The 21,193-nt window shown below is 58.2% G+C and carries 12 protein-coding genes; 9 read left to right on the top strand and 3 right to left on the bottom strand.

Translation table 11 applies throughout. The features are described 5' to 3' along the window. Window positions 1–129: 129 nt before the first annotated feature. From CRI94_RS12615 to CRI94_RS12590, 6 genes are all read left to right on the top strand, one after another. A complete protein-coding gene (locus CRI94_RS12615) occupies window positions 130–957 on the top strand; it encodes an enoyl-CoA hydratase/isomerase family protein (protein ID WP_098076261.1) in 828 nt (275 codons plus the stop codon). A gap of 61 nt (window positions 958–1,018) precedes the next feature. Further along, window positions 1,019–1,807: an SDR family NAD(P)-dependent oxidoreductase gene (locus tag CRI94_RS12610; RefSeq protein ID WP_098076258.1), complete on the top strand. Its 789-nt coding sequence runs from the start codon at window positions 1,019–1,021 to the stop codon at window positions 1,805–1,807. Window positions 1,808–1,859: 52 nt separating this feature from the next. Then, window positions 1,860–3,074, top strand: a complete 1,215-nt coding sequence (locus CRI94_RS12605) for an acyl-CoA dehydrogenase family protein (RefSeq protein WP_098076256.1) — start codon at window positions 1,860–1,862, stop codon at window positions 3,072–3,074. Window positions 3,075–3,182: 108 nt separating this feature from the next. Next, a complete protein-coding gene (locus tag CRI94_RS12600; RefSeq protein WP_179862288.1) occupies window positions 3,183–3,992 on the top strand; it encodes an alpha/beta fold hydrolase in 810 nt (269 codons plus the stop codon). A 232-nt stretch (window positions 3,993–4,224) separates the two neighbouring features. Beyond that, on the top strand, window positions 4,225–5,946 hold the full coding sequence (locus tag CRI94_RS12595) for an acyl-CoA dehydrogenase family protein (protein ID WP_098076252.1): 1,722 nt from the start codon (window positions 4,225–4,227) through the stop codon (window positions 5,944–5,946). Window positions 5,947–6,143: 197 nt separating this feature from the next. Continuing rightward, entirely contained in the window at window positions 6,144–7,925 is a 1,782-nt protein-coding gene (locus tag CRI94_RS12590) for an acyl-CoA dehydrogenase family protein (protein ID WP_098076250.1), read from the top strand. 91 nt (window positions 7,926–8,016) lie between these two features. Here the strand turns inward: CRI94_RS12590 and CRI94_RS12585 are convergent, their stop codons facing one another. From CRI94_RS12585 to CRI94_RS12575, 3 genes are all read right to left on the bottom strand, one after another. Next, entirely contained in the window at window positions 8,017–8,175 is a 159-nt protein-coding gene (locus tag CRI94_RS12585; RefSeq protein ID WP_098076248.1) for a lasso RiPP family leader peptide-containing protein, read from the bottom strand. 242 nt (window positions 8,176–8,417) lie between these two features. Next, entirely contained in the window at window positions 8,418–9,350 is a 933-nt protein-coding gene (locus CRI94_RS12580; RefSeq protein ID WP_098076246.1) for a hypothetical protein, read from the bottom strand. A 5-nt stretch (window positions 9,351–9,355) separates the two neighbouring features. Then, window positions 9,356–11,362, bottom strand: a complete 2,007-nt coding sequence (locus tag CRI94_RS12575) for an asparagine synthase-related protein (RefSeq protein WP_179862287.1) — start codon at window positions 11,360–11,362, stop codon at window positions 9,356–9,358. A gap of 685 nt (window positions 11,363–12,047) precedes the next feature. Between CRI94_RS12575 and CRI94_RS12570 the strand changes: the two genes are divergently transcribed. The 3 genes from CRI94_RS12570 to CRI94_RS12560 all read left to right on the top strand — a co-directional run bounded on the left by CRI94_RS12570 (window position 12,048) and on the right by CRI94_RS12560 (window position 21,161). Beyond that, on the top strand, window positions 12,048–19,223 hold the full coding sequence (locus CRI94_RS12570; protein ID WP_098076242.1) for an InlB B-repeat-containing protein: 7,176 nt from the start codon (window positions 12,048–12,050) through the stop codon (window positions 19,221–19,223). Window positions 19,224–19,489: 266 nt separating this feature from the next. After that, a complete protein-coding gene (locus CRI94_RS12565; RefSeq protein ID WP_098076240.1) occupies window positions 19,490–20,008 on the top strand; it encodes a hypothetical protein in 519 nt (172 codons plus the stop codon). 160 nt (window positions 20,009–20,168) lie between these two features. Continuing rightward, window positions 20,169–21,161 carry a glycosyltransferase family 2 protein gene (locus tag CRI94_RS12560; protein WP_179862286.1) on the top strand — a complete coding sequence of 331 codons (993 nt, stop codon included), beginning with the start codon at window positions 20,169–20,171 and terminating at the stop codon, window positions 21,159–21,161. Window positions 21,162–21,193: the final 32 nt, after the last annotated feature.

Below are 21,193 nucleotides of genomic sequence, written 5' to 3'. Positions count from 1 at the left end.
AGGCAAAGCCTGGCCGATCCGAGCAGGCGAAACGCATAGCACCTTCGCGCGACCATCACATTGCCTTTCGCGACGGATCGTCCTATGTTGCAGCATCAACTTAACGACGTTAACCGACCGGGTTCATCCATGAGCGACACGCCGACTCCAGACGCGCTTTCCGCTGACGCACCCACGTACGAAACCGTCTTGTTCGAACGAGACGGCGCGGTCGTCACGCTGACCATGAACCGGCCGGAACGCCGAAACGCCCTTCATCCCTCACTCGACCGCGACCTGCGAGACGCTTTCGATCATGTAAGCGAAGATGACTCGATTCGAGCGGTGGTCCTCACCGGCGCGGGAAATGGGTTTTGTGCCGGAGCTGACCTTTCGGTGCTAAAAGACAGCCCCACGCCTGAGGATCTGTACGATCACCTGACGACGCGGTATCTTCCGTTGATCGAGGGAATCCAGTCGTGTCCCAAACCGATCATTGCCGGCGTCAACGGGATGGCTGCTGGAGCCGGAATGGCCCTCGCCCTTGCCTGCGACCTGATCGTCATGGCCGATGACGCCGCCATGATCATGGCCTTCAGTCAGATCGGCTTCGTCCCCGACAGTGGAGCGTCATACTTCCTCGTCCGCCAGGTCGGCTACAACCGAGCCTTCGAACTAGCGGCCGAGGCCCAACCCATCGGCGCCGAGCAGTGCCATGACCTCGGCATTGCAAACAAAGTCGTCCCCTCTAGCACCCTCCTTGAGGCGACCGCAGACTGGGCGCAACACCTTGCGGAGCGACCGACGACCGCCCTTGCGCTCACGAAGGAAGCCCTACAGTTCGCACAGGATCACGACCTAAAGGAAACCATCGAGTTCGAGTCGGAACTCCAGATGAACGCGATCCAGACGCGAGACCATCGCGAAGGGTTGTCGGCCTTTCTTGAAAAGCGAGAGCCTGAGTTTCGCGGTGACTGACCCGCCGGCTACATCGCCTTCCCTACTCCCGCCCTCCCCCTGTTTTTCCTGGAAACACCTCATGCCCGACCCCAACGCTCGCTTCGACGTCCAGGATCGTGTTGTTCTCATCACCGGTGCCAGCCGCGGTATCGGGCGAGCCTTCGCTGAAGCCTTCGCGGATGCCGGCGCCCGTGTCGTGCTAACGAGCCGAACGCAGGAGACGCTGGATGAAGTCGCGTCAGACATCGAGGCGGACGGTGGCACCGCTCTACCCGTCGCGGCGCACGTCGGGGAAATCGATGCCATCGACGACCTCCTGGACACCGTGGACGAAGCGTTCGGGGGCGTCGATGTCTTGATCAACAATGCAGCCACCAACCCGCACTTCGGCCCGCTACTAACGGCCGAGGACAGTCACTGGGACAAGACCTTCGACGTGAACGTCAAGGGATACTGGCGGATGGTAAAGGCGTGCTATCCACGCATGAAAGCACGCGGAGGAGGCAAGGTAATTAATATCGCGTCCGTCGCCGGTGAACAGCCGATGGCAGGCATGGGCGTCTACGGCGTCACGAAAGCCGGTGTACTTATGCTCACAAAAACGCTGGCCGCTGAACTCGCTCAGGCAAATGTTCAAGTCAACGCGATCGTGCCTGGCTTCATCAAGACGAAGTTCAGCAAAGCCATCTGGGCGAATGACGACCTCAGCGAGTCGGTCCTGAAGTCGACACCGCAGCATCGCATGGCGGACCCGGACGAACTCGCGGGGCTCGCGCTGTATCTGGGCTCACCAGCATCTGACTTCGTCACCGGCTCCGCCTTCCGGGCCGACGGTGGACTCCTCGTGGGATCCGGGATGCTTGAATAGTCCGGGATGCCCATCACACTCGCTCTACAGAACCGAGCCACGCACTTCAGTTATGACGACGACCACGGCGACGGACATGGACACCCTCCTCTCCGATGTGCGGAATTTCGTGGAGGAACGCCTTATCCCTCTCGAACCCAAACTTCGAACCGACGGTCTCGCGGCGATATCCTCCGGCATTGAGTCGGCTCGCGAGGTGGCGAAGGAGAACGGCTGGTGGTGCCCGCAGATGAACGCCGAGCACGGTGGCATGGGGCTCTCGCTCCACGACTTTGGACGCCTGAGCGAGGTCCTCGGTCGATCGCCTCTGGGACACCTTGCATTGAACTGCCAGGCACCGGACGCAGGCAACATGGAGATCCTGGCTGATCATGCCTCTGAGGCGCAAAAAGACGCCTTCCTTGACCCGCTGACTGCGGGCGAGGTCCGGAGTTGCTTTGCTATGACGGAACCGGAAAACGCAGGCTCGAATCCAAAGCAACTCTCGACGACGGCCGAGCGCGTCTCCGACGAAAATGGTGAAGCATACGTTCTCAACGGGCATAAGTGGTTTACGACGGGGGCCGACGGCGCGGACTTCACGATCGTTATGGCCGTCACGAATCCCGACGCCGACAACCCCTATCAGCGGGCCAGCATGATCATCGTGCCGATGGACGCCGAGGGACTGGAGCACGTTCGCAAGATCCCGATCATGGGCGAAGAAGGAGAGGGCTGGCTCTCCCACTCCGAGCTTCGATTTCATGATGTGAGAGTGCCGGTGGACAACCGGCTGGGGCCGGAGAAGCACGGATTCACGATTGCCCAGGAGCGGCTCGGTCCGGGACGCATCCATCACTGCATGCGATGGATCGGCATCTGTGAACGGGCCTTCGAAATGATGTGTGAACGGGCCGCCTCGCGGGAACTGTCACCCGGGACGCCCCTGGCCTCGAAGCAGACGATCCAGAACTGGGTCGCCGAGTCCCGCGCCCGTATCGATGCCGCGCGGCTGATGGTGCTGAAAGCTGCCCGGACGATCGATGAGAAAGGCGCTAGAGCCGCGCGCGTCGATATTTCGACCATCAAGTACTTTGTGGCGGATACACTGCACGAGGTTCTCGACCAGGCAATTCAGGTTCATGGCGCCCTTGGCGTGACGGACGACACACTCCTCAGCTTCTGGTATCGCCATGAGCGCGGGGCGTCGATCTATGATGGGCCGAGTGAGGTCCACAAATCCGTTGTCGCTCGGCGCGTCTTCAGGGAATATGGAGTAAACCTGTAGACCACGTCTTTGTACTCGTAGCGTATGACCCCTCCAAGTGCGGGCGTGTTTACGCTTTATGTTACACCTCCGCGGTTACGCCAATTTTACCCCATCCGCTCGACCGATATGCCGTACGTTACCGTCAATGGTTGCGAGTACTTTGTCAAAGATACAGAAGAGGGTCCGGAGACCATCGTCTTTGGACACGGCTACCTGATGACACACCGTCTGTTCGACGCTCAGGTCGACGCGCTTAGTGACTCCTATCGCTGCATCGCATTCGACTGGCGGGGGCAGGGGATGACGCAGATTACGACCGGTGGCTACGACGTCCGGGATCTCGCGCGAGATGTCGCCTCCCTACTCGACGCGATGGACGTGGACCGATGTCACTACGTGGGGCTGTCCATGGGCGGGTTTGTCGGCTTCCGCCTGCTGGCTCACTACGGCGACCGCTTGCACTCGGCCGTCCTTCTCGACAGCGATGCCGGCGCGGAAAGCATGTTGCGCTGGCTAAAGTATCAGGCCATGCTCACCATGGTTGAGCATTTCGGCTACGACAGCGTGATCGACCGTGTGATTCCTCTCATGTTCGGTGAAACCTTCCGACGAGAACAGCCCGAAGCGGTTGAAATGTGGACCGAGCGCATCACGGCGCAGGATCCACGCGGCATCGTTCCGGCCGGCCGGGGCATCTTTTCGCGGGAAAGCGCGCTGCCGCTCCTCGGGAAAGCGCGGACGCCTACCCTCCTCATGGTCGGTGGTGAAGATGTAACGACCCCTCCCGAAAAAACTGCCGCTGCACACGACGCCCTCCCCAATTCGAAGATGCTCATCGTCCCACAGGCTGGCCATTCCTCCGCGGTCGAGCAACCCGAAGCCGTAACGCATGCGATCCGAAGATTTTTGGCCGAGGACATCTCCGTACCGTCCTGATCGCTGAAAGCAACCGATCGAATCCATACACACGAGCAATCCCGCTGGCCACAACCCGCCCCTGCTCATTTCTGGCGCAATAGCAGGGTTTTTCCCTGCGTGGGTTTCGCTTAAAGTGCTCGAAGTAACGACGAGTTCGGCATAGTGACTGCAGTATTTTCAGACTGCGCAGTGACTGCCCAACGTGCGCACTGTTAGACGCTGACCTTTTGCACGACGACGCCTCGGCTGCATGCCTCCTAACGCCTCCAAAATTGCACAACTCGACAATCAGTTCTCCGATGACCGCGTTCTCCAGGGATATCTGGAGCGCCTTCTTCCGGACAACGTGCTCAACGACGTACGCCCCGATCTCGAAGCATTGGGCGAAAAGGCAGGGGGCGAGCTTTACGATCTACAGCTGTCAGATCGCACGTCTCGCCCTGAGCTAACTCAGTGGGATGCTACCGGCAACCGGATCGATCATGTCGAGCTGACGGATAGCTGGAAACGCGCCATTGAGGTAGCCGCGGAGCACGGGATTATCGCCACGGCCTACGAGCGGGAGCACGGCAAGTACAGTCGCGTCCATCAGATGGCGAAAGCCTACCTGTTTACGCCATCCACCGACATGATCGGATTCTTGATGGCGACGACCGACGGGGCGGTGCGTACGCTGCTTGATCTCGGGCAGCCCCGCGACACGGCCGAGGCCGTCCAACACTTTCTCTCCCGCGATCCGGAATCCATCTGGACATGCGGGCAGTGGCGCACCGAACAGGCCGGCGGAACGGATCTCTCCCGGATCAAAACGAGAGCTGTGCCAAATGACGACGGCACGTGGTCCCTCCACGGCCGAAAATGGTTCACCTCCTCGAGCGCTGCGAATGCAGCTCTCGTCCTGGCGCATCCAGAACGTCCTGGGAAGAGCGCCGAAAACGGCGAAAGCAATCACGACGAACTCGGTCTCTTCTACGTCCCGATTCGCGAGAATCCCGACACGCCTCCGAACGAAGGGATTGGCGTCAACCGAATCAAGGAGAACCTCGGCGCCCGAAAGATTCCCGTTTCCGAGATTCGTCTCGACGGAGCGAAGGCGCTTCCTCTCGAAACGCGTCATGGCACGCGGTACCTGACGCCGATGGTCGAGATCGCGCGCGTCTGGAATGCCGTGATGGCGACCGGTTTCATGCGTCGCGGCCTGGCACTGGCCCGCGACTTCTCCCGGAAGCGCGAGGCCTTCGGCACGCCGATCATCGAGAAACCCCTTCATTACGATACGCTCGCCTCGCTTCAGTCGACGATGGAAGGAGCCTTCCACCTGACGTTCCGGACGGTCGAACTGCTGGGCGAGCTTGAAGCCGGTGAACTGGATGACGACGGCGTCCAGCTACTTCGCGCACTCACGCCCATCGTCAAACTACTGACGGCGAAGCAGTCGGTGCAGGTGATCGGGGAAGTCGTGGAAGCCTTCGGCGGGGCCGGTTACGTCGAGGAAACAGGCATTCCCCTCTTGCTCCGCGACGTCCACGCACTCACGATCTGGGAGGGAACGACGAACGTCATGTCCCTCATAGCACTCCAATCGCTTCGTCGCGAACGCCGCCTGAAAGCCATCCGAAACGAACTGAACCGGTGCCGCGAGGCCGTTGAATCGCCTGTCCTCGTTCAGGCCGTCGAGTCCGCACAGTCGGCCTTCCGGTCGGCCGTCATGTGGCTGGCGGAATCGCTGGAGGAGTCGCCGGATGCCACCGAAGCGGGCGCACGCCGCTTCGCCATGACCATTGGCAAAAGCCTCGAACTGGCCCTTCTCGCCCGTCACGCGCAGTGGGCAATGCCGCGCGAAGGAAATCGCGCCGTCGCGGTCGTCGAGCACTTTGCCACCCAGGGCATCGACGACATCGCCGCGCGCCGAACCTACGATGCACGGATGCTTGGCCAGGACTCCACGGCCCAGTCGCTCTTCCGCTCCTAGCTGCAACCTGTAACGACCCGGCTCTGGACGGTACCGAATGGGCGATTATTCCATAATGAACGGCGCATTCACTCTCATGCGGCGTACAACAATAAGGGTCTGTTGACATCTCCGGTGCACCGATTGAACTCGGCGTACGTGATTCTACCGATGTCCATCCTGACCGAAACGTTTTCCACGAAAGCCCTCGCCCCGCCATGACTCCCTCCGATGCTGACGTTACACAGGAGCCGCCCGCACTCGGAAATCAGTATGACAATGACCGCGCGCTGGTAAGCTATCTCGCTCGCACGCTTTCAGCCGATCAGCTTGAACGCGTCGAGGGAGAGCTTCGGTCACTCGGCGAGCTCGCGGGAAACGAGCTGTACGATCTGTTTCTAAACGACCTGCAAAACGAACCTGTTCTGACGCGGTGGGGCGCATGGGGGGATCGCGTCGACGAGATCGAGGTCACGGATGTGTGGACGCGCGCTGAGCGCGTCGCGGCAGAGTATGGCGTTGTAGCTGCAGGCTACGAGGGCACGCTGGGCGACTGCAGTCGCGTTCATCAGTTCGCACTCGCGCATCTCTTCATTCCCTCCACGGACATGTACGGCTGCCCCCTCGCGATGACGGATGGCGCGGCCAGCACGCTTCTCGCCTCCGGCAATGAGGACCTCATTGAGAAGGCCGTTCCGCACCTGACGAGTCGCGACCCAGCGACCTTCTGGACCTCGGGTCAATGGATGACCGAGTTATCCGGTGGCTCGGATGTCGGTCGGTCGAAAACGACCGCGCGACAGGACGAAGATGGAACGTGGCGGCTCTACGGTCGAAAGTGGTTCACGAGCGCGATCACGGCAAACATGGCGCTCGCACTTGCCCGACCGGAGGGAAACCCGGATGGTGGTCGCGGCCTCGCCCTGTTTTACGTGCCAATCCGTGAAGACGATACGCTTGCCAACGGTATCGCCGTCAACCGGCTCAAAGACAAACTGGGGACGCGCAAACTGCCGACCGCGGAGCTCGACCTCGATGGCGCGCGCGCCTACCCCGTTGGTGAGCTGAAGAACGGGACGCGCAACATTGCGCCGATGCTCAACGTGACGCGGACCTGGAACGCGGTGACGGCGACGAGCTTCGTGCGGCGGGGACTCGCCCTCGCCCGGGATTATGCGCGGAAACGAGAAGCCTTCGGCGATACCATAATCAACCATCCGCTCCATCAAGAGACCCTTGCCGATGTGCAGGCAACCTATGAAGGAATGCTGCATCTCTCGTTTCGGGTCGCTGAGCTTTTGGGGAAAGCCGAGCATGGCACGTTGACAGGTGAGCAGCAGGGCCTTCTTCGACTCCTTACGCCGATCACAAAGCTCACCACGGGCAAACAGGTCGTTCCCGCCGTAAGCGAACTCCTCGAAGCATTCGGCGGAGCGGGCTACGTTGAAGACACCGGCCTTCCAACTCTGCTTCGCGACGCTCAGGTGCTACCGATCTGGGAAGGCACGACCAACGTGCTGTCCCTCGACACCCTGCGAGCGATCCAGTCGGTCGGAGGCGTTGCGCCGCTCAAGGAAGAATTTCAGCGATGTGCACGTGGCGTTCAGGCCCCTCGCCTGCAGGAAGCGATGGCCGTGGCCGTGCGCGCCTTCCGGGACGCTGTCGTTTGGCTGAAAGAAGCGATGGGCGACGAAGACGCCATGCAGGCCGGTGCTCGTCGATTTGCTCTCACGCTCGGCAACTCGCTCGAACTGGCGCTCACCTGCAGCCATGCCCAGTGGGCGCTCGATAACGAACAGGATGGTCGATCCGCGGCCGCGGCAGAGCGCCTCGCGGCACAGCGAATCTCACACGTGACAGACGTTGACCACCATGGCGCCTACGTGCTGGTGTGGGATTTCAATTGCCCGACCCTCTACGAATGTCACTCGACGTCCGGTGACGGAGCGTCGCGTGCAGATGAACGGCTCACCGAACTTATCGACACGTCGGACGACTGACCGCCCCAAAATACGCTGACACACAAAAACCTCCCGGCGCTTTCGTAGCCACCGGGAGGTTTACCCTTTTTGCCCAGTAACCTTGCTCAGGTTAGCTGCACACCGAGAACGTCAGGTCGTCGAAGGGCGTCCCCGCTTGAAACGAGTCATCCAGGCAATAGCCATTTTGACCAGCAGCGGTGATGTCCTCCACGCGCCCGAGTTCACTCAAGCGGGGGGGCTCATACGACTTGCTCTTCTTGTTATCCATTGGAAGGCGAGTGATTGTGAGAAGAAACGAAGACCGCCGAAACGGCCTTCTCGATCAGGCGCGGCACGAAAACGACACCGGCGCCCGAGTTTGACGGGCATGAGTCAAATCGACCCTATGCCATAGTGAATTACCTCATCGGCGGATGGGTAAATGCGGTCTGAAGGGAATAGGGAGCCAAGATCGTGGTGCCGAACCGGTATCGTATGCTCCATCCCTCCATCGCCCCTTCCGTTCTTGGTTTATTCCGCAACTGTTTTTTCTGGGGGCTTCTCGCAAGAACTCCCTCCTCGAATCTCATCTACGATTCTGTTCGCCATCTCCGGAAGCGCCGACAGATCCGCTGGGCGAACCAGGTGACGCACGGGGACATGGCTAACGACTTCTCCGTACTGCGCCACGGGTGTTGCGGCGCGGTCAGCCGTTTGGAGACGCTCTCGTAAATCGGGTAAGTGATACGAAAACGAGTGCAGCGTAATAAATGCCTTCGATGGGGCGAGCGGCTCGATCGCCAGTTGATCGCCTCGCTTGAGAACGAACAGTCGACGGAGCGGAATCGGCGTATCCGGCGCAACTTCAGGCGGTAGCGTGCAAAGACGTTTTTCGACACGTTCGTGCAAGGTCGGCCAAGCTTCCGCTCCTGTCCCTGTTGCGGGCGAAACCGACTCGGGCCACAGCTTCAGTACGGGAAAACCCGGCCAGACCAGCGGCGTCGAGCCGTCCTGCGGGACATGCACCGCGAGAAGGTCGTCGGCGATGAGAGGATGTCCCTGCGCGTGAAGTGCGGCAGCGGTCGTCGACTTTCCGTATCCCTTGTGGCCGAGAAATGCGACGACGCCGTCGTCCACCACGACGGCACTCGCGTGCAACACCAGAAACCCACGCTGAAGGAGGATGGCCCCGAGCACGAGTCCCAACAGAGGGAGCCGTGCGATGTCCGGATCGACATTATCGTTTAGATCTGCGATCACGTGTTTTCCCCGACGCGCCTCGAACCGTCCCACCTCTTCCCACGAAAAGTATGCTGTGTCCGGTTCGTCCATCTCTTCCCGATCCGGGTCGAGAGACTGCAGGCGAATAACGACATCTGGGGCTGCGTTGCCTTCTGCCGGGACGAGTTCGGGAAGAGGGAGGTCGGAGTGAATACGTAGACCGTACGCGATGTATCGATTCATCGGTGTCAAGGGGTGGGGATAGCAGGGTTGGCGTGTGAGCCTTGGCGCGGAAAACAGGCGGATCCCGAAGCGACGGAGTCCAGATCATCCTGAAGCGTTTTGAGCCAGGCAAAGAGAACGAGGACTCGCCATAGAAGAAGCAGGTCGCCGGGATGGGTTTCCGGGTCGCACGCCACGTTCAGCAGAGAGCGGACCGTATCAATCTGAACGAACGGTCGCGCAGGATTCGATTCGTCCTCAATGAGGTTACGGGCGCTCTCAATCTCGGCCCGCAAGCCATCGCGAAAGGACGGAAAGAAGTTGGTTTTTTCCGTACGCCAGCGGATCGCATCGGGAAGGACGCCCGCCGTCGCGTCGCGGAGGATGTACCGATCCCAACCGTCCCTTAACTTCCACTCGCCTGGAAGGGAGAGGCAAAATTCCACCAGGTCACGATCCCAGAAGGGAAACCGCAATTCCACGCCGTGTGAGGCTGCGAGACGCGTCAGTGATTCTAGAAAAAACGGCTGGTCAGTCCCGCTTACGAGCCGACGGTGGGCTTCGTGACTGGTGGACGCGGCCCTGTGGTCAAGCCGACGAGCCTGTTCTACTCGTCCGGAACAGACGTCCACGAGGTCTGGACGCAGCACGTCGCGCCATGTCGCCGTGGGTGATCCGCGTTCGGGCGAGGCCATTGCCTGCATTCGACCTATCAAACTCTGAACTCGGCTTCGAACGCGGTGAGGGAGATTCTGCGTCAACCGGTGCCCGACGCCACGATAGACGGCCAACCCCCAGAGGAGCGCAGCGTGATGAGGGATCGTCGGATCGGCCATTCCCCGCGCCTCTCGCGCGAGCTGCCACCAGCGACCGCTCACGGCCAGCTCTCTCATTCGCACCGGCCCGTGTGACACGACTTCGTCGCCTCCGTGTCCATCCAGAAGGATACGGACGCCGGCGTCGCGGGCCGCCTCGAACCGGTCCTCCGAGGCGGAGGCATGTGGGGCAAAAAGAGGCTCGCGTAGCCGAGAGACGATCTGCAGAAGATGATCGATTGGACGGAGATCGTCCGCCGGAACGGGCATCCAGTCGAATCCGCCGGTTTCGGTCACGGCCTCCACGAAGTCGATTTCCGAACACTCCTCCCGGGAATAGACCGACGTGAGTGCGGTGACGGGTCCGCGGTCGCGAGTCTGGGCATGATCTCGTGCACAGCAGGCGATGAGCGACGAATCCAGGCCTCCGCTCAGCAGAACGGCCGGCGGACGATCATCCAGTTCGTCCGGGGTACCTCCGGCATCACAACGCACTCGAACGGCCGACCGGAACCGCTCAAGAAAAGCAGCCCGAACATCGGACGGGTCCTTTCGGCGAAAACAAGCATCGGAGTGAAATGCATCATAGCGCTCCACCCGTGTACCCGCACCGTCCGCCACGAGCATATGCCCGGGAGGGACGCGGTGGACCCGCTCGTACATCGTTGCGGATGCCAATCGTGGGGCACCTGCAAGAAATTCGGCTACGGCGTCCTCTCGTACCCGATCCAGCCCGCCAAAGGCCCTAAACGCGACCAACTCGGATGACACAACGATGCCATCGCTCGTTTCCTGGTAGAAGAGCGGGCGCGTTCCAATGCGATCCCGTGCTGCCAGAAGCTGTTCCTTGCGTTCGTCCCAGATCACGATGGCCAGATCCCCCGGAAGGTATCGAGGCGCATCTCCATCATATTCCCGATACGCAGCCTGGACAATGTCCGCAGCGGGTGCGTTCGGAGAAACGGGGAATCCGGCTCTGAGGTCATCGATGTGATCGAACCTCGCGTCTGCTACGCACGCCGTTTCCCCATCGTCCGCGATCCACGTTCGCTCGGTCGCTCCCTCCGGCCGGACGCACGACATGCCAGCAAACGGAGACACCAAGCTGACGTCCAGCACGCCGGGGACGACCTCGAGCAACGATGCCGCCTCCTTGCGCAGTTGAGATGCGGTGAGTGGAGCACCTTGGCGCCGAACGTGAACAAACAGAGGGATCATGAAGCGCGAAGGGCGGGCAGCGGACCTGTCGGATCGGAAGGGATAGCAGAGATGCTCCACAGTATCCGCTGACCGGCCTCGCACATTGTACCGACTGCGGCGCATCGGTGCGCAGGATTAGGCATCAGCGAGGCAATCCTCTGGAGCACGCCGTCGCGACACATACGTCGTCAGACTCTCCCAAGTCGCCACATATCCCCCACGGACGTGGCTCATCATGATCCACTCATAAAAAGTTATGATATGGATACACGATAAACCTCAGTGCGCTCATCCAGATGGCCCTTCGCCATCACGACCACACTAAGCGTACGTTTTTTATGCCCACCTACACGCCCACAGTTCGCTATTCTTGTTCTTACGAGAATCACATACCGAGTTTGCCATCGCTCGACGAGTCTGAAATAACACATGTATGCCTGCAGTCATTCACGCGCATTCGCGCATTTGCGCCTAGAATGCAAAGGAAGAGCACACTCGTGGTTGGGCTGTGGGTCTTCAAAGGTTGTACATCAATGATCCAGAAGTAATCGATACCGATCCTAGCGTGGTTGACGCGATAGCACGTACAAGAACCATACATTCAATGTACTCAATCTCTCCCGGCCTCCTGATGCTCGGTTAAATACAGAATGAATCGTAGCAAACAGGTTGGCCACCTCCCATTTCTACTTCCGGCTGAATCATGAGCGGTTTACGAAGAGTCACGCGACGGTATTTTACGTCCTGGGCGACGACCCTCAATGGATACCTGTTCCTCCTCCTCCTCCTCGTCTCGCTGCTGTTATACCCTGTCTCTGCAGTAGCGCAAAGCTTTACTACCAGCACGCTGCAAAACCTCGATCTCTCCGCTCCAACCTCGCTCCAGTTTGGCCCGGACGGTCGACTGTACGTAGCCCAGCAGAACGGACTGATTCAGGCCATCACGATATCCAAAGGTTCAGCTAACAACTACACAGCGACAGCGGTCGAGTCGATAACCGCCATTCAGAGTATTCCGAATCACAACGACGATGGGACGCTGGCACCGTCTGAGTGGCAAGGGCAACGACAAGTAACCGGTATTTACGTTAGCTCGAATCCGCAAGATGAGTCGCTGCCAGTGCTTTACGTCGGATCAAGCGACCCACGCATAGGAGCAGGAAGCGACGGTTCAGATGCAAATCTCGATACGAATTCCGGTGTGTTGACGAAATTGACGTACGATGGCACGTCATGGTCTGCCATCGACTTGGTGCGAGGTCTACCAAGATCCGAGGAGAATCATTCCGTAAACGGGATTCAAATGGACGCGACCAGCAATACGCTCTACGTCGCGGTCGGCGGCCACACGAACGCTGGTGCCCCGTCGAACAATTTTGCTCTAACAACGGAATACGCCTATTCGGCAGCGGTCTTAACCATCGATCTCGCAACGATCGAGGCGCTCCCGACGAAGACGGACTCGAACGGGCGCATGTACAAATATAACATGCCGACCTTGAACGATCCGACACGAACCGATGTCGGAATCGGGGTGTGGCAGACGGATGCGGCCGGCATTGAGGACCGACATGAAACGTCGTTCATCAATGTTGACGGCCGATTCTACATGATCGGGAGTCGCGAATCTCAAACTGTTCAGACCTACGACCCAGTTTCGGCGTCTTGGAGTGCAGGATCCACCATGCCAACCGGTACGGGCTGGCCGGGCTCGCTCCACCACTTCCAAGCCGTAGAAATAGGTGGGGTTGTGTACGCAGTCGGGGGAATGACAGGAGCCTGTTGCAATGAACCACCGGCCACCAACGTTTACGAATACGATACCGCTTCGGACTCCTGGTCGATTGGAGCGGAAATTCCGGTCGATCGTCGACGTGGCGGTGGAGGCGCAGCCGTCTATAACGGGCAGATCTACCTTTTGGGCGGCAATGCTAACGGCCACAATGGCCCGGCGACTGCTAAATTCGACGCGTTCGATCCCTCTACCGGCACATGGACAACGCTTCCTGATGCACCGCACGCGCGCGACCATTTTTTCGTAACGGTATACAACAACAAACTATACGCGATAGGAGGACGCGAGTCGGACCCATCCGATGGGACAATCTTCAATCAAACCGTCCCGGAGGTGGATGTATACGACTTCGACTCAGGGACATGGAGCACGCTAGCTGAGTCAAGCAATCTCCCTACGCCTCGTGCAGCTGCCCCTACAGGCCTTATCAACGGCGAAATTATCGTCGCAGGAGGGGAAAGCAACCTTCAATCGAATGCCTACGACACGGTCGAGGCCTTTAACGTCGCCACAGAAACTTGGCGAACGCTCTCCCCCATGAACTCCGGTCGGCACGGGACGCAGGCCGTCGTATACGACAACCAGATGTATGTAGCTGCCGGTTCGCCTTTCCAGGGGTCTCCGCAGGGTGTAACACTAGATGTTGAAGTACTGGACCTGTCCCCCTCCTCTGGATACACCGACGAAAACGACCCATTCGGAGGAAATGACGGACTGAACCAGGCAAAAATCACCACCGACAGTCCGGTCCAGATCTATTCCCCTGGATGGCGCAATGCGTATGACCTCGTACTGACCGAGGGCGGAAACCTGTGGGTAATTGATAATGGAGCCAACCCCGGCTGGGGAGGACATCCATTAGGAGAATCTGACTATCCCAGCGATCCAGATGGCGATCTCCCCGGCACGTGTACCAATGCATACGATCCAAACGAACCTGGCTCGACGAGCATGGGCCCGGGCGGAGATCCCAAGGTTAACAACAAAGATAATCTCCATCTGGTGACAGCCGGCTACTATGGTGGTCACCCTGCCCCTGTTCGCGGAAACGACGAAGCTGGCCTCTATCTGAACGGCGCTTGGCTCGAGCCTGGGGACCCCCAACTCCCGTCGGACTGGGCCGAAGTCGTTCCTACCGCGAACCCGATTGAGTGTGACTACCGAAGCGCGGGCGATGATGACGGTGCTCTTGCAACGTGGCACAAACTGTCCGTGAACGGAATTGCAGAGTACCTGGCGCAGGGCAACCTGCAAGGCGACCTCATGCTTGCAAGCCTGAACGACGGGACCATCAAGCATGTCGATGTCGATGCGTCGGGAACAGGTGTGGTTACGACCTCCAATCTCGCCTCAGGACTGTCCGCACCGCTTGACCTTACCATTACAGGAGACGACTCACCCTACCCGGGTGTTATCTGGGTTGCGACGTACGGCGGTGGAGGCTCGATTGCTATACTCGAGCCTGACGAAGACCTGCTGTGCAGCGGAACGTACGACGATACGATCGACGAAGATGGCGACAATTACACAAACGCAGATGAGATTGACAACGGCGTCAACGCATGCTCCGCATCAGACGTCCCGCTCAATAATGACGCTGCCCTGGAGCAAGAAGAGATTGACAGTGGCACCCGGGACTTTCTCGTATCGGATCTGAATGATCCGGATGACGACAACGACGGCGAAGCCGATCTAACCGACCCGTTTCAGGTTGATGGATCGAACGGCACAAATCTGAATGTCCCCGCCTTCAAGGACCTGTTCCTTGCGGATTTGAACGTCAATCTCGCCGGCGGCATCGGATTTACTGGGCTCATGACGAATGGGTCGACCGACTACAAGTCCATGTTTGAGCCCTCAAACCTCTTGACGGGCGGAGCAACCGGACAGTTTTCTATCATTGAGGTCGGAAGCGGCACAGCGTATGGCACAACGAACAATCTGAGCAATGGCTTCCAATTCGGAATCGCACCGCCCAGCGTACCATACCGCGTCGAGGCCCAGCTAATCGGGTCGTACTTTAACAACGCGCCGACCGACGGTTTTGAGCAGGGCATATTCGTGGGTACAGGAGACCAATCCAACTTTGTCTCGCTCACCCTCAGTGCGAGTTCTGACTTTTCCGCGCAGGGAGCCGATGGAGGCCTTGAGTTTGTAATTGAGTCCGATGATAGCGTATCGCGCCAACTATTTCCCGTAAATGGACTCGTCGATACAGCAGAGAATGTCAGCCTATTTATCTACATCGACCCTGACGCATCTACGGTACAGGCGGCATATGCAGTGGGTTCGAATCCTGAGGTGAAGCTCGGAACCTCGGTCTCGGTGTCCGGCGCGCTGTTGGACGCGATGACAGGATCGCATACGCTTTCCAGCAGCGGTCTACCCACGGGCCTTGCGGTTGGTACCATGGCCACAACGGGGGGCAGTGCAAGTACATTCCAGGCTGATTACGAGTACTTCCGGATTGAAGAGGCGCCGCAGACATCGGCTGGTACCTTAGCCGTAACGCAGAATGGGACCATCGACGCCACAACTTCCTCATCCGGAGCATTTGTTGTGACAAACGATTCTGCCGACGGTGAGCTCATCCAGTCCGTCCGTATTGACCTTCGATCTGCTCTGATTTCCGACGCTGTATTCGATCCACTCGGAACGGCCGGTGCAACTGATGCTGTGACACTGACCCCTGCAGACGGAGGTTCATCAACAGGCTTTTCGGGACATTCCTTTGTCGAACCCACAAACGGGACGGATGGGGACGACGGGTACGGTGTGCTCGAACTGACGTTTACAGAGTTCGACCCGACCGAAAGCTTTTCATTTTCCGTCGATGTGGATCCAACAAGCATCAAAGGCACGGAACCTCCGGGGCCAAACAATGCCGCCCATGTTTCTGGCCTTGAGCTTACGGGCACAGATGTCCAGATGACATTTTCGACGGGGTTGAGCTACTCGAGCAAGATCTTCCGTGGATATGGATCTTCGACGACTAGCGGGGGCGTGGCGATAGCGAAAAGCGGTCGACCCGCAACGCCATCGATTTCTATTGATGGAATCACCACGCTCCCCACAACAGTGAACAGCGCTGGGCAGACCGTCCGCGTAACGGGCACGCCCGGCGAGACCGTTCGACTCCTGCAGACCGAGGCTGCCCTCCATCTTCCGTCAACCGGTGGCTACCAGGTCTCGCCGTATGATGTGAACAGTGTTAAGCAAGTCCAGGAGTATACGGCTACGCTTGACAACAACGGCACAGCGGAGATCTCCATCAACTTGCTGAATAGCTCTGCAGACGGCGGCTACAACGTACTGAGCGCGGTCGTTGTCGACCAATCCGGCTCTCAGAGCGACCCGTCTGACCGGGTCCTACTTAAATATGAGCCCCTCCAGCTGGTATCGGAACAGCGCCTGAACACTGGCGGGTCAGCATACACAGCGACCACGGGTGAAGTATGGAGCGGTGATCAATACAACTCCGGCGGAACCAAATATAAGGTAAGTAGCACCACCGCGATTGCGGGGACCCAAGAGGACCCACTCTACCGAACGGAGCGGTACGGGGACATGACCTACGACATTCCGGTGAGCGACGGCTCATATACGGTCCGACTACACTTTGCGGAACTGTTCTTCGGCGTCGAACGCGGGACGAATGACCCTGGACAGCGGGTATTCGATGTATCCGCTGAAGGCTCACTGATCCTCGACGATTTCGACATCCTCGCAGAGACGGGAGCCCCCTTAACGGCGCTCGTTAAAGAAGTATCAGGGATAACAGTCTCAGACGGATCCCTGACTCTGAACTTCACCAGCGTAGTAAACAACGCGAAGGTCAGCGCAATCGAAGTCTTGAGTGAAGACACATCGGTGTCTTACACGCTGACGACAAATGTCCAGGGAAGCGGGACGGTCACCCAATCCCCGGACCAAAGCACGTATGCACCTGGAACGATCGTCGAGCTCACGGCCACGCCAGCAGCCGGCTGGGAGTTCGTCGAGTGGACCGGTGATGTCACGGGATCGACAAACCCAATCAGTGTCACGATGGACTCCGATGTGACCGTTAGTGCAACGTTCACCGAGTCCACAAGCGCCACATACACGGTGTCGACCTCGACCCAAGGCACTGGAACGGTGACGAAAACTCCGGATCAAGCATCGTACGATGCTGGATCAAGTGTCGAACTCACTGCAGAGCCCGGCTCAGGGTGGCTTTTCGCTGGCTGGTCCGGTGATGTGACGGGCACGTCAAACCCGATTTCGGTCACGGTCGACTCCAACATTGCTGTTACAGCAACCTTCTCCGAGCAAATCGAGCAGTACACGCTTAATACGCAGGTCGTGGGCGAGGGAAGCATCGTGAAAAGCCCTAACCAGGACTTTTATGATCAAGGCACTGTCGTGTCGGTCGAAGCCGTACCGGCAAGCGGATGGTACTTCGCAGGTTGGTCTGGAGAACGCACCGGGACAAACAACCCGATCGAGTTCACCATGAATGCCGACTATCTCATCACGGCAACGTTCGAGCCTTTGCCGACGTCTGACTCGTTCGTCGCCTCGATGTCCGTTACCTCTGGTTCAGTAACCCTTCAACGTTCGTTCGGCACGTCGGGAACGGCAACCAGTGGCTTCGACCCTGGCGAGGATGTCAAGGCACCGCCTACTCCGCCTGTGGACGCATTCGACGCGCGATTCATAGGAGGCAGCTTTGACCTATTCACGGATATTCGTCCGAGCGTAACCTATCCGTCTACCCTCGAGTGGACACTAGATGTACAAGGAAGCACGAATCCAATTACACTTTCGTGGGAGCCTGCACTGTTACCGTTGGGCACGTTCGAGATGAGCTCATCGTCGAGTTCGAACGTCGTGAACATGAAGTCTCAGTCCTCGACCACTCTTTCGGGGACTCCCTCAACCCTGACGATCACATTCTCACCGTATGACCCGGCCGATCTGGCGAGCTTTACGGAGTCAATTGGAACCGGTTGGACCCTATGGGGACTGTCTTATGACGTAGGAGCTGTGCCGTCGGCGACCTTGCTTCCCCTCATTGAGCCAGGTTCGATCCTGGGGTACAATGGTGGATATGTCGCCTTCTCGCAGGTCCGGAATGGTCAAGGGTACTGGATAAATGCCCCCGCGGGGGGATCCCAGACGTACGATGGATTCCCGCTTACATCCGTACGGGTGCACCTGAACACGGGCTGGAATTTGATTTCGGGGCCGAACTGCACGGTTCCTCTCCCCTCCGAGGTGGTTACTGCGTACCGTTATAGCAACGGAAGCTACACCACAACGACATCGACGGTGCCATTCGAGGGGATCTGGGTTCGTGTTTCGGACCCAATCACTATCACGCTCGATTGTACTTCCTCCGCCACGATCGCGAGCTCAAAGTCGATGTCCGATGCCGAACCAGTCGAACCTCGGATGTCGATGCAATTCAAAGATGCACATGGGGCGACGCAAGTCCTTCAGATCTCGGACGTGAATAACCCTGCCATCGTGGATCAGTATGCGATGCCTCCTAAACCACCGACGGGCTCATTCGACGTCCGTTTCGACGGAGATAGTCGTCTACTCACTACAACAACGAGCACGATTTCGCTGCAGGCGTCTGCGTATCCCATTTCCGTATCCGTCTCCGGAAAGGCTGCGGCCGGGACCGCAGAGGAAGTTGGAGGCGGAGCCAGCAGACGAACGTATGACCTGAGGGATGGGGCCACCTTTGTTCTCAACGATTCAACCGTGTCCTCGCTCAGACTGTCGTTGCCACTTAGTGCTTTGAAGGACGTCCCTTCGTCCTTCGAGCTGAAAGGGAATTACCCGAACCCATTCCATTCGTCGACTGACATTGTGCTTGACGTACCCATACCTGCTGTCGTTAGCATGGACGTCTACAATGTCCTGGGACAACGCGTCATCCGCGTACCGGAACGCGGCATTCAGGCCGGAAGAAACCAGCGGCTGACACTGGAGGCAGGTAACCTGGCGGCAGGAATGTACTTGTATCGCCTGACGGTGAAGATCGATGACCGATCGATAAGTCGAACTGGAAAAATGACCATCATCCGATAGAACCGGTGACACCAAGAGAGGAGACCGGCTCATCTCTCATTCATTCATGAGGCCGACGTTTTTCCAGTTACAAAAAAAAGAAACTGAATGGTCTCGCGGCTGCCGCGGTTACTCCCGTGGCAGCCGTATTTCAGTTTCTGGCATGATCGCGAACCTTGATGTTTATGCCCAAATTGATACCCCTCAGTAATCCAGAGGAGTATCCACGTATCTCGTCGTGCCCGTAATCTTCTCGCACACTGAATTCCCCCTTCCGTGATAGGTCTATGTCCAACTCCGAGCTGCGCCGTCTTGCGTCGTTTCTGACTGTGATTGTTTTCATTACTGGCGTGCCTTTATCAACGTATGCGCAGGGCGTAGCCGGTTCAGGAAGCACCCCGACGGACGCAAATATCCAAACATACGCCCGCCCTGGAGAAGCCACGATGATTGTGAACGTCTGGGGAGAAGCCAATCGACCCGGTATTTGGCGCGTTGAGCGAGATGTCGATCTCGTCGAGTTTCTCTCCGTCGTTCAGGTTCCAGGAATCGGCCTCGATCAAATCGGGCAGCGATCGACTCCATATGTCGTGATCTACCGATCCGTTGGTGGCGAACGAAAACAGATCTACCGGGAAAAGATCGAGGACATATTGGAGGAGGGGTCGTCATACCCAGATCTTCAGAACAACGATATATTAGCTATTGAAGTGAAGCGACGCCGAACGATCGGGCTACGCATGATCAGCACACTGATCGGCACAGCCTCAAGCCTGACCCTTTTGGTGCTCCGATTGTCCCGTTGATACGTCCACCGCGCGAGGCAGGTGCCCGATCCAGGACGATTGTCGAATTAGTCTGCTTGCACCATTCCGTCGAGTCGTTTCACAACTCAGCACCATGGGGGAATTCCCCTGTTTGACTACTGGCCCGCCCCTTGATGTTTCGTCGAACCGGTCCTCGACTATGCGCACACACCCTCTCTCCCTTTCCATCGTCATCGCAGCCTCGAGCCGAACGGAAAAACTGTCGCGCACAATTCAGTCGCTTGCTTCGTGTGATTTTCCCTCATGCTACAACAAAACGGTCATTGTAGAGAACGGTGATTCTGCGACATTGCGTCATCTGTCCTCTACGAACACGGGCATCCCAAATCTTCAGTATATCTTTCGCAGTCGTCCGGGAAAAACATCGGCTCTGAATGCAGCTCTCCGCGCGATCGAAGATGGACTCATCTTCTTTACGGACGACGACATCACCTTCCATTCCGACATTCTAAACGCATACGTTCACGCAGCAGAATCTGCCCCCAAACGAGCCTATTTCGGAGGGCCACATGAAACGCCAAAAAACCGTGTCATTCCAACCCATATAAAAGCATACCTCCCCGCTTCAGCGCAAGATCGAATCCACAACCCCGTTACCAAGGATAGAAGGTTTACGGGATTTATGGGCTTTAACTGGGCGGCCTACGCACACGACCTGCGCGCGACCGGAGGATTCGATCCACGGCTGGGTCCCGGATCCACCTTAAATTCGGTCGGGGACGAAACGGAGATGCAAATTCGACTTCAGGAATCAGGCTGCGAACCGATATTTGTCCCCGACGCCCGTGTAGAACATCGCGTATCTCCCGCAACATACACGGAAGAATGGATCCTCGATCGTCGGTATCGCGAGGCGTTGTGGCCGGGATGGACGTTATGCGCGAAACATTTGGCGTCGAATAAGACACACACGCCGGTGTGGCTCTACATGAACTGGATTACCCAGGGTCTTCGGTCAATCGTGGCGCGTTCCTTCGCTTCTGACAGACGATTTATCGAAGCCTATCAATTTGCGTGGCATCGAGGCTTCCTAACCGGCTACACGCGCGCCAAGCGCCGTGATGACCTGTTGCTGTCCGTATCGGCGATAACGGGCATGAACGGCCGTTCGAAGGCTACGTCTTCCTTGTAGCCTTCGTGTTTTGTACTCAGATATTTATCCCT

Source organism: Longibacter salinarum (assembly GCF_002554795.1).
Classification (GTDB): domain Bacteria; phylum Bacteroidota; class Rhodothermia; order Rhodothermales; family Salinibacteraceae; genus Longibacter; species Longibacter salinarum.
This window is presented reverse-complemented; position numbering and strand designations above follow the sequence as displayed.

What these genes read in the sequence shown, in the direction of transcription:
- CRI94_RS12605 (WP_098076256.1), top strand. Translation starts at nt 1,860, where the DNA reads ATGACGACGACCACGGCGACGGACATGGACACCCTCCTCTCCGATGTG.
- CRI94_RS12600 (WP_179862288.1), top strand. Translation starts at nt 3,183, where the DNA reads ATGCCGTACGTTACCGTCAATGGTTGCGAGTACTTTGTCAAAGATACA.
- CRI94_RS12615 (WP_098076261.1), top strand. Translation starts at nt 130, where the DNA reads ATGAGCGACACGCCGACTCCAGACGCGCTTTCCGCTGACGCACCCACG.
- CRI94_RS12570 (WP_098076242.1), top strand. Translation starts at nt 12,048, where the DNA reads ATGAGCGGTTTACGAAGAGTCACGCGACGGTATTTTACGTCCTGGGCG.
- CRI94_RS12610 (WP_098076258.1), top strand. Translation starts at nt 1,019, where the DNA reads ATGCCCGACCCCAACGCTCGCTTCGACGTCCAGGATCGTGTTGTTCTC.
- CRI94_RS12575 (WP_179862287.1), bottom strand. Translation starts at nt 11,362, where the DNA reads ATGATCCCTCTGTTTGTTCACGTTCGGCGCCAAGGTGCTCCACTCACC.
- CRI94_RS12580 (WP_098076246.1), bottom strand. Translation starts at nt 9,350, where the DNA reads ATGAATCGATACATCGCGTACGGTCTACGTATTCACTCCGACCTCCCT.
- CRI94_RS12585 (WP_098076248.1), bottom strand. Translation starts at nt 8,175, where the DNA reads ATGGATAACAAGAAGAGCAAGTCGTATGAGCCCCCCCGCTTGAGTGAA.
- CRI94_RS12560 (WP_179862286.1), top strand. Translation starts at nt 20,169, where the DNA reads ATGCGCACACACCCTCTCTCCCTTTCCATCGTCATCGCAGCCTCGAGC.
- CRI94_RS12590 (WP_098076250.1), top strand. Translation starts at nt 6,144, where the DNA reads ATGACTCCCTCCGATGCTGACGTTACACAGGAGCCGCCCGCACTCGGA.
- CRI94_RS12595 (WP_098076252.1), top strand. Translation starts at nt 4,225, where the DNA reads ATGCCTCCTAACGCCTCCAAAATTGCACAACTCGACAATCAGTTCTCC.
- CRI94_RS12565 (WP_098076240.1), top strand. Translation starts at nt 19,490, where the DNA reads ATGTCCAACTCCGAGCTGCGCCGTCTTGCGTCGTTTCTGACTGTGATT.